The sequence below is a fragment of the Novosphingobium sp. TK71 genome (assembly GCF_055361505.1).
The window spans coordinates 1,593,145-1,604,317 of sequence record NZ_CM143962.1; the positions used below are offsets into that span (position 1 = coordinate 1,593,145).

An 11,173-nucleotide genomic window follows, 5' to 3' on the forward strand; every position below is an offset into this window, starting at 1 on the left:
GGCTCAAACCACGACGAGAACCGGGTGATCGACGAAGATATCCGTCGTTCCCAAAGTGTAGTGGTTGTAGGCTTCGCCATTGATCAGGGTTTGGCCCTGGAAGACCGCTCCGGTCATGGTGACCCGGTCGCTCCCGTCACCGGCGATCGTCAGTTGGTGGTTACTGTCGGTCGCGCGCAGGACGCCGGTCTCGGTCAGGGTGATCTGCCTGCCGGCATCCCCGGTTCCCAGATCAATGCGTTCGATGTTGCGAATGTTGCTCACCGCATCGAGATTGAGCACCTGCCCGGTTCCGCTATCGATCAGCAGCGTATCGCTTCCCGCACCGCCGTCGATCAGCGTATCGCTGGCATCATAGACGAGCGTGTCGTTGCCCGCGCCGCCGTTGAGCGTATCGGCACCCGCCCCACCGCGCAGCAGATCGTTGCCGTCATTGCCGTTCAGCACGTCATTCCCGGCAAAGCCGTAGAGGCGGTCGTTTCCGGTCGTCCCGCTGAGGGTGTTCGCGCCGGCATCGCCCTGGATCACGTTGGCCGAGCCACCGGAATTGAGCAGGCTGACATCGAGCAGCGAACCTGTGGCGGCACTGGCGGAAAGGCCTGTCGTATCGGTTGCCGTGATCGTCGTCGCGTTGAGCACGTCGAGGCCGAGAAGCGACAGATTCTGCTCGAAATGCACGGTGCCGAGCAGTTCGTTCACCGCCATGTTGCTCATCGCGCCATTGTCGATAGCGGTGATCGTCAGCGTGGAGGAAGGCGCCACGATGCCGAGGATGCCGGAAGAATTGCTGATCGAGATATGCAGCCCGAGTTCCGCCGCCAGCGCTGCCGAAGCCGTCAGCGTATAAGCGCCGAGAGCCAGCGACAGCACCGGGGCATACTTGACCTGCACCGTCTTGAGGTTGTTGTTGGGATCCACGGCGGTAAGCGACTGCGAGCCGAGGTCCAGCAGGTTCAGCGCCTCCACGCCGACCAGTCCCAGCAGTGCCGAATTGCTCGCCTGCACCATCGGTGCCTGCGCCGGAATGCTGGTTATGCTGATCGTCTGCGAGGCATTGTGACCCACGTTGCCTGCGGCATCGACGACGCGAACGGCAACGGCATGCGATCCCACGGAAAGGGTGCCCGGCCCATAATACCAGCTTGTGCCGGATACCGAGGCATTGACCCAGGTTCCACTGTCGATCTGGATCTGCACCTGCTCGCCCGTGCCGAGAGCCGAACCGAGAGTTCCGCTGATGGTGGGGCTGTTGTCCTGCGTGCTCCAGTCACCGACGGTGCCCGTATCGACCGACAGCGTAGTGATGGCGATCGTGGCGGAAGGCGGCGTCTGGTCCAGCGTCACGCCGTAAGTGTTGGACGCGGCGCTGGCATTTCCGGCCGTGTCCATGGCAACAGCCGTGAAGTTATGCGTACCGTCGCTCAGGCCCGAGGAAGGCGTGAAGGTCCACGCGCCGCTCGCATTGGAGGTGGTGCTGCCGATGACCACTCCATTGTCGTAGATCGCCACGGCTGTGTTGGCCGAAGCCGTGCCGGTCAGTTGCGGAGTGCCATCGTTGGAAACGCCGCCATTCGCGACGGTACCGGTGTTCGGCGCCACGTCGTCCACGATGCCGGTGATGACCGGCACTGACGGGGGCGTGGTGTCCGCCGTGATGGCGAAGGCATTGGAGGTCGCTCCGGTGTTCCCTGCGGCATCCGTGGCGGTAGCGGTGAAGCTGTATGTCCCCTCGCCCAGCGCCGGCGATGGACTGAAAGTCCAGTTGCCGCTCGCATCCACCAGCGTCGTGCCGATCGACACTCCGTTCGCCAACAGCGTCAGCGTCGATCCCGCCTCGGCGGTGCCGCGAAGGAGCGGCACTGTGTCGTTGGTCACGCCGCCATTGGCGACCGAGCCCTGCACGGTGCCGACATCGTCGGTAACGCTGGAGATCGTCGGCGCGGCAGGGGCGCTGGTGTCGACCCGGATCGCGAATGGCGAAGAGGCAGGGCCAAGATTGCCTGCGGCATCCGTTGCCCGAACGGTAAGGCTGTGATCGCCCTGGGCAAGTGCGGCAGGAGGGGTGTAGCTCCAGGCGCCAGACCCGTTCGCGGTGGTGGTGCCGACCAGCGTGCCGTTGTCGTAGATCGAGACGGTGGCATTGGCCTCCGACGTGCCCGAAAGCGTTGGCCGGGTATCATCGGTCGCCGCGCCGTTCGCCAGCGCGCCGGTACGGCTTCCCACATCGTCTGTAACGCTGGCGATCAGCGGAGCCGAGGGAGGCGTGGTGTCCACGACGACGACATAGGCCGTGGACGATGGACTGACGTTGCCCGCTGCATCACGCGCCGTGACGGTAAAGCTGTGCGGTCCATCGGACAGCGGAGATGGCGGCGTGAAGCTCCAGGCACCCGCCCCGTTCGCCGTCGCAGTACCAAGCAGGACCGCACCGTTGTAGACCGAGACGATGGAGTTTGCCTCGGCGGTGCCGGACAGGAGCGGCGTGGCATCGTCGGTAACGCCGCCGCTGGCGACCGGCCCCTGCGTCGTGCCGACGTCATCGGCGGCGCCAGTGATGACAGGCGCTGTCGGTGCGCTGGTATCGACGGTAAGATTGAAGACGGTGGTTGCACCGCTCTGATTGCCTGCCGCATCCGTGGCCGTAACGGTCAGGGCGTGCGGTCCAGAGGACAAGGGGCCGGAAGGCGTGAAGCTCCATGCGCCGGAGGCATTTGCCGTGGTCGTGCCCACCAGCGTCGCCCCATCGAAGATCGATATCGTCGCATTGCCCTCTGCCGTTCCGGCAAGGGTCGGACGGGCATCATCCGTCGTCGCGCCGTTGGCGAGCGGTCCCTGGATCAGGCCGACATCATCCGTGACCGATGCCAGGACCGGCGTGCTCGGCGCCGTGTTATCCACCGTCAGGCTATAGGTGTTCGATGTCGCGCTCTGGTTGCCTGCCGGATCGGTGGCAACAGCGGTCAGGTTGTGGAGCCCGCTCGACAGCGGCGTGGAAGGCGTGAAGCTCCATGCGCCGGACCCGTTGGAAGTGGTGGTGCCGACCAGCGTCGCGCCCTGATAGATCGAAACCGTCACATTGGCGGGAGCGGTGCCGACCAGCGTCGGCCGCGCGTCGTCGGTTACCCCGCCGCTGGCGACCGGCCCCTGGATCGACCCCACGTCATCGGTGGCGCCGGTGATGACAGGCGTTGCCGGCGCCGTGGTGACGACCGTGACCGTATAGGCCGGGGAAGGCAGACTGACATTGCCGAGCGTATCGGTGGCAGTGATCGTGAAGCTGTGGCTGCCTTGTCCCAGCGGTGTCGTGGGCGTGAAGGCCCAATTGCCCGCGCCGTTGGCCGTGGTCGTTCCCAGCAGCGTTGCGCCGTCGTAGACGGTTACGGTCGCATTCGCCTCGGTCGTGCCGGAAAGCGTGGGCCGCGTATCGTCGGTCTGGCCGCCGCTGTTCACGGAGCCTGTCACCGGACCGACATCGTCCGTCACCGTGGCGATGGCCGGCGGCGAAGGAGGCGCGCGGTCGATCGTTGCCGTGCCGGGAGGCGAAGCGTTTCCGGCAGGGTCCACCGCCACTGCACTGACCACGGTCCCGTTCGAGAGCGGCGTCGGCGGCGTATACGTCCAGTTTCCGGACGGGTCCGCCAGCACCGAGGCATCGGTGTTGTTATCGCCATCGAAATCGAGATTGACGGTAGCGCCCGCCTCTGCCGTGCCTGTCAGGGTGGTGCCATTGCTGGCATTGACCGTGGGCGCCGCGGGAGGCACCGTATCGACCTCGAATGCGAGCGGCGGGCTGTTGAGGCTCTGCACGCCGTTGTCCGTAGCCGTGGCGGTAATGCTGTGTGCGCCGTCTCCCAGCGCAGGGGAGATGCTCCACTCGCCAAACGTATCGGCGATTACGGTGCCGATCTGGACGCCATTGTCATAGATGGTGACAAGCGAGCCCACTTGCGCCGTACCGTGAATCTCGGGAACCGGATCATCGGTAACGCCGCCCGGACCGATCGGCCCCTGCGTGGTGCCGACGTCATCCGCGATTACGGGTGCTGACGGGATCGGCGGCGGTGTCGTATTCATGCCGGTATTGACGATTTCGGAATCGCTGCCCGAAACGTTGCCGGCCGCATCGACGGCAACGACGGTGATCTCCGTGCCATTCGGAAGTGTGGGGCTGAAAGTGACGCTCCACTGCCCGAAACTGTCTACCGTGGCAGTCGTATCGGGAACGCCGATGGCATCGGTATGAACCTGGATCACCGCGCCGGCCTCTCCGGTGCCGGACACCGTTGTGCCGTCGGTCGGGTTCAGGGTCGGGTCGGCGGGAGCTGTCGTATCCACGCGAACGGTGTAAGCGACCGATTGCGGGCTGACGTTACCGGCCCGGTCGGTTGCCGTAACGGCGAAGTTGTAGTTGCCTTCAGGCAAGACGGGCGAGAACGACCAGTCTCCGTTGATGTCGGCAGTGGTCGTGGCCGGATAGGCGGACCCGTTGATATAGAGGGTGATCGTCGCACCGGCTTCCGCCGTACCGGAAATGACCGGTTGCGTATCGTTGGTGGAGCCCCCGCTCGCAACCGTTCCGGTCTGCGGCAGGACATCATCCGCAACGGTCAGGATCGTCGGTGCCGGCGGCGCATTCGTGTCCACGGAGAACACGAAGGGAGCCAAGGCCGTGCCGGTGTTTCCGGCTGCATCGGTCGCGGTGATCGTGATGCTGTGCGATCCCTGCCCCAGCGGTGCCGAGGGCGTGAAGGTCCAGTTTCCGGCATTGTTGGCCTGTACGGTTCCGATAGCCGATCCGTTGTCGAGTATCGTGACGGTCGCATTGCCTTCCGCCGTTCCGCTGAGCACCGGCAGTGTATCGTCGGTGGAGCCGTTGGCGCTGACAGCCCCCACAACCGCGCCCTGATCGTCCGTCACGGCGGTAAGCGCGGGAACCCCCGGCGCAACCGCATCCACGGTGATCGTCGTCGCGCCCGAGACGTTCCCCGCCGCATCCACCGCCGTTACCGAAACCGGCGTGTTGTTCCCCGGATTGCTCGGCAGGGTGTAGCTCCACTCTCCCGAAGCATTGGCCTGTACGCGCGTGTCGATCGACCCGTTGTTGCCGATATCGATATCGATGAAGGCGTTCGCCTCCGCCGTGCCGGACAGAATCTGCCCGTTACTGGGGTGGACGGAAGGTGCGCTCGGCGCGGTTGCATCGATGGTGAAGGCGAAGGGCGACGAGACCCCGCTGGTGTTTCCAGCCGAATTAGTCGCGCTGACGGTGATGCTCTGCGCGCCTTGTCCCAGGGTTGGAGTGTAACTCCAGGCGCCGCTGCCATTGGCCGTCGTCGTCGCCAGCAGCACGCCATTGTTGAAAATGGATATCGTGGCATTGGCTGCAGACGTGCCGCTGATGAGCGGCGTGGTATCGTTGGTGAGCCCTCCGTCCGTGATCGGTCCCGTTATGTTGGGCGCGTTATCCGTCAGCGACGTGATCTGCGGCACCGGAGGAGGCACGGTATCGATCGTCACGGCATAGCTGTTGGAAAAGGCGCTGACATTGCCCGCGCCATTGGTGGCCAGGGCGGTGAAGCTGGGTGTTCCGCTCAGGGCGCCGGTCGGCGTGAAGCTCCATGCGCCTGTTCCGTCCGCCGTCGTCGTGCCGAGCAGGCTGCCGTTCGCATAGACGGAAACCACGACATTGGCGGCCGAGGTGCCGGTTACGGTCGGCTTGCTGTCATCCGTTGTGCCGCCATTGGCGACCGTACCCTGAGTAGCGCCGATATCGTCGCTCACAAGCGTGATGACGGGTGCTGCCGGCGTGCTCGTGTCGAGCGTGACGGTATAGGCCGGGGAAGCCGGGCCGAGGTTGCCGGTGGCATCGGTCGCCGCTGCGGTGAAGGCATGCGGGCCGGACAGGAGCGGCGTCGAGAGGGTCAGGGTCCAGGTGCCGGAAACGCCCGCCACCGCCTGCCCGATCGCGGTGCCGTTATCGTAGACGGTTACCGTCGCACCATGCTCGGCGGTGCCGCTGATGACCGGCAAAGTATCGTCCGTGGCGCCGCCGTTCGCGACGGTCCCGGTCTGCGGCCCCACATCGTCCGTCACGCTGACGATGGCCGGAGCGGCGGGCGCGGTGCGGTCAACCACGATGCTTTCGGGCGCGGAAGTATTGCCGGCCGCATCCGTGGCCGTGACGATCACGGTCACCCCGTCCGCAAGTTGGAGCGGCGGATTGTATGTCCATATGCCGGAACCGTTTGCGGTTGTCGTCACGTCTACCGTGCCGTTGCCGTCGAGATCGAGGTTGATCGTCGCATTCGGTTCGGCCGTACCGCCAAGGGTGGTTCCCGTGCTCGGATTGATCGTGGGATCAGCGGGCGGCGTGACGTCGACAACAAGGGTGAAGGTTCCCGAAGGCACGCTCACGTTGCCGGCCGCATCGGTAGCGACGGCGGTGAAGTTGTGCGGCCCCTCCGCCAGCGCGGTGCCGGGCGTAAAGCTCCAGATGCCAAGGCCGTTCACCGCCGCCGTGCCGATTGCATTACCGTTGTGGAAGATGGTGACCGTCGCTCCCGGTTCGGCGGAACCTGCAAGCGTGGGAAGAATATCGTCAGTGACCGAACCGCTCGGCAGCGGCCCCTGAACGGTGCCGACATTGTCGTTCGCGCTACCGAACAGCGGCGCGGCCGGCGGTGTCGTGTCCACGGTGACAACGTAAGGCGATGACAGCGCGCTTTCGTTGCCGGCCGCATTGATGCTCATCACGGTGTAGCTGTAAGTGCCCTGCGCCAGAGGCGCCGCAGGCGTATAGTTCCAGCCGCCCAGGGCATCGGCCGATACCGTGGCCACGGGAATACCGCCGCGCAGGATCGTGACGGTGGAGTTGGGGGCTGCCGTGCCGGAGAGGCTCGGCTGGGTGTCGTTGGTGATGCCGCCATTGACGACGGCGCCCTGCTCCAGCCCCACATTATCCACTGCGATCGCGATTGCGGGCGTGTCGGGCACGGAATTGTTGATCGACACCACGTAGGCCGGCGATTGTGCGCTGACGTTGCCAGCGGCATCCGCAGCAGTGACGACGAAGCTGTGACTGCCCTGCCCCAGCGCCGAAACCGGCGTGAAGCTCCATGCCCCGGAACCGTTCGCCGTGGTCGTGCCCAGCAGCGCGCCGTTGTCGTAAATGGAGACGGTTGCATTGGCCTCCGATGTGCCGGTCAGCGTGGGGCGTGCATCGTCCGTGGTTCCGCCATTGGAAACGGGGCCCTGGCTGTCCCCGAAATCGTCGGCAATCGACGAGATGGCAGGCGCTGCCGGAGGGGTATTGTCGATCGTCAGAGTGAAAGGCGCGGAATTGGCGCTGACATTGCCTACCGCATCGGTCGCCGTAATCGTGAGTGTATGGGTTCCCTGGCTCAGCGGCGCGGTGGGCGTGAAGGTCCAGCTCCCCGCCCCGCTTGCCGTGGTCGTTCCCAGCAAGGTTGGGCCGTCGTAGACGGATACCGTCGAATTGGCTTCCGCCGTGCCAGACAAAGCCGGTTGACCGTCATCCGTGGACGAACCGCTCGCCAGCATGCCCTGGCTCGCGCCGACATCGTCGGCTGCTGACGTTACGACGGGCGCTGGTGGCGGGCTGCGATCAATGGTGGTCGAACCCTGAAGCGAGGTATTCCCGGCGGCGTCCGTAGCGGTGGCGATCACGGTGCTGCCGTCGGCTAGCGGCGTGGCCGGGGTGTAGGACCACGAACCCGAAGGGCCGGCCTGCACCGTGGCATCCACGGTGCCATTGCCGTTCAGGTCCAGCCGAACCACGGCGCCTGCCTCGGCCGTGCCGGAGACCAGCGATCCGTTGGAAGGATTGATGACAGGCGCCGCAGGGGCCGTCGTATCCACGGTCAGGCCGAAGACAGGCGTGGCCTGGCTTTCGTTACCCTCGCTGTCGGTAGTGGTGAAGGTCAGGCTGTGTGCACCCTGTGCAAGGGTCGGGGTGAAGTTCCAGGCCCCCGAACCATCAGCGACGACCGTACCGAGGAGGTTTGCGCCGTCATAGATCGAGACCAGGACACCCGCCTCGGCCGTACCCGCCAGTCGAGGTTGGGTGTCATCGGTCACCGCACCATTGGCCAACGGCCCCTGCACCGTGCCCACGTCATCGGTGGCCGAAACCAGCACGGGAACCGGCGGCGGTGTACTGTCCAGCTCGGCATCCACGGTGGTGGTTGCCGCAGGCGACGGATTCCCCGCCGCATCGGTGGCGATCACACTGACGACGGTTCCATCCGCGAGCGGGGCGGCGAAAGTGACGCTCCACTGCCCACCGTCTCCGGCGATCACGCTGGCGTCCGGGGTTCCATCGCCGTTCGTGTCCACCGTAACGGTCGCCCCGGCCTCGGCCGTGCCGGACAGGGTTACGCCATCTGTCGGGCTGAGCGTGGGCGCGGCGGGTGCGCTGAGGTCGATCGTAACGGCATATCCGGAAGAAGGCCCGCCTACCCCGCCCGCCTCGTTTACGGACGTGACGGCGAAGATGTGGTCTCCTTCGGGCAAGGCCGCCGCCGTGAACGTCCAGTCGCCCGATCCGTTCGCGATGGCCGTGCCGAGCAGCACGCCATTGTCGTACAAGGAGACGGTAGAGCCTGCTTCGGCCGTGCCGCCGATCGTCGGCGTGGCATCGTTGGTGAGACCACCGCTGGGCACGGTGCCGGTCTGCGGCGCGGCATCGTCAACGACCCGGAGAATGATAGGCGCGACGGCCGCTTCGATATCCACGACCACGGTCACGGGCGGCGAACTGTTTCCAGCCGCATCGCTCACCGTGATGCTGACGGTCGTGCCGTCGGGAATGTGCGTGGTGGGCACGAAGACCCAATCCCCCGCGGCATTGGTCAGCGCGGTTCCGTCGATCGTGCCGTCATCGCCGAAGTCGATGTTGACGACCGATCCCGGCTCGGCCGTGCCGGTCAAGGCCGCGCCGTTGCTGGGGTCGACCGTGGCGGCCAGGGGAGGCACGGTATCCACCGTGAACGCGAAAGGCTGCGACGGGGCGCTCTCGTTGCCGTCTCCGTCGCTTGAAGTGAAGGTCAGGCTATGGCCGCCCTCCCCCAGTGGAGGAGACGGGGTGAACTGCCAGTCCCCATCGCCGTCAACCGTGGTCGAGCCGATCAGCACGCCATTGTCGTAGACGGAGACGGTCGATCCCGGTTCCCCGCCAGACCCGCTGAATTCGGGCGTGGAATCGTCGGTAATCGCCCCGTTCGCGAGATTACCCTGGATCGCGCCCGTATCATCGTCCGCGCCGCCCACGCCCGGCACGGGCGGCGGGGTCGTGTCGATGTCGCCATCCACCGTGACGGTCGCTGCCGGCGAACTGTTCCCGGCCGCGTCTGTCGCCGTGGCACTCACCACCGTGCCATCGGCAAGCGGCTCATCCAGCGTCACGCTCCAGCTGCCGGTAGGCCCGGCAACGGCGGTTGCATCGGGGGTTCCATCACCATCGACGTCGATCGAGACAATTGTGCCCGCCTCGGCGGTGCCGGAAACCGTGATCCCGTCCGTCGGATTGAGCACGGGCGCCGCCGGAGAGGCGGTGTCCACCGTCAACTCGTAAGCCGGAGATGCCGCGCTGACATTACCGACCGCGTCCTTCGCGGTGATCGTGAAGCTGTGATGGCCCTGTGCCAGAGCGCTGGGCGGCGTGAAGCTCCAGGTGCCTGTCGAACTCGCCGTAGCGGTGCCGATCAGGGTGCCGTTGTCGTAGATGGAAACGGTCGATCCCGCTTCGGCCGTGCCCGATAGCGCCGGACGGGTATCATCGGTTGCGCCGCCGCTTGCGACATTGCCCTGGATGGCCCCGACATCGTCGGCAGCCGCGCTGATCGTCGGCACCGCGGGAGGCGCGGCATCGACCGTGACCGATGCCGGCGTGCTGACGTTCCCGGCAGCGTCCACCGCTCTTACTGTAACCGTGGTGCCGTCGGCGATCGGCGTCGTCGGCGTATAGGTCCAGCTTCCGCTTGCGTTGGCCGTCACGGTGGCATCGGTGGTGCCGTCACCGTTGATGTCGATACGCACTGTGGCGCCGGGTTCCGCCGTTCCGCTCAGGACAGTGCCGTTTGTTGCCGCCACGGTCGGCGCGGCCGGAGGTGTCGTATCCACCGGTTCGTCGGAGTGACCACCCCCGCCGCTGGCCGCAAGCGCGATCCCCCCGCCCACACCCAGCGCGCCAAGCGCGAGTAGAGCGCCCGTGCCGATCCCGCCACCACCAGCCGCACCCAGCGGCGACATGCTGAAATCGAGCGGTTCGGTCGAAGCGTCGGCAGGCGCGAAGCAGGCGGCATCTCCAAGATGGACGAGCCACTGTTCGCCGCTGCCCGGATCGCCGAAGCTGAGCTGACCGATATCGTCCGCCGGGCAGGCGAAGTAGCCGTCCAGACGAATGGTGGAGCCATCCGAGAACGTTATGACGAGATCGTCACCTTCGCGGACCATCGAGGACACGCTGCTGGGCGGCGCCACGACCTTCACATTGGAACCTGGCTGGACGGCGATCTGCGTGACGCCTTCCCGTGCCGTGGTGGTATTGACGGTCCGGGTTGTGCGATTGGTGATTTCGACACGCTTTTCCATCGAACGTCTCCCAGAAAGAAGGATCGCCTCGCCGCCTGGCGGCGCGTTTTGGGCAGCGTTCTGGAAAGACGCGTGCGCGCGGAGAAATATCCGCGTGTTAGCTCCGTCATATTACGGCTAAATCAGCGTTTATCCGGAACGTGCAGATCGTATTCCAGGCCATACGAACTTTCGTTACGTCATCATGGCCAGCAAAATTGCGATAGATATCGTGGATACTATTATGAGGGCACCACATCCCTGACAGGTTTATTCTATTTTTACTGAGTGCATCGATAGGTTCGCGACTCAATCGCGAACAGCACTTTCCCGTCCGCTTCGGATGGATTGCCCCAGTGAAATTGGGAATGCGGATCAAGAACTTCGGTCAGGAAGTGCGGCATCGGGCGCTGCCGGATAGGGATGCGCGCAGTATTGAACGCAAGGCGGCCCCTCATGGGCGGCATCTTCCCCGGCTTTGCGGGGTAACGCCGCAATGCGCCCGGTCATCGTCAAGTTACCGAAAATCCAGTCTTATGCGTCGTTTGCTCGCTTTCCGGATCGAGACTGCACAGCATATCTC

1 protein-coding gene is annotated in these 11,173 nt (G+C 65.3%); it reads right to left on the bottom strand.

What is annotated here, in order from left to right; genetic code table 11:
* Positions 1–3: 3 nt before the first annotated feature.
* Positions 4–10,611 (bottom strand): Ig-like domain-containing protein, encoded by a 10,608-nt coding sequence (locus tag ACXJ16_RS07290; RefSeq protein ID WP_463921695.1) that lies wholly within the window; start codon positions 10,609–10,611, stop codon positions 4–6.
* Positions 10,612–11,173: the final 562 nt, after the last annotated feature.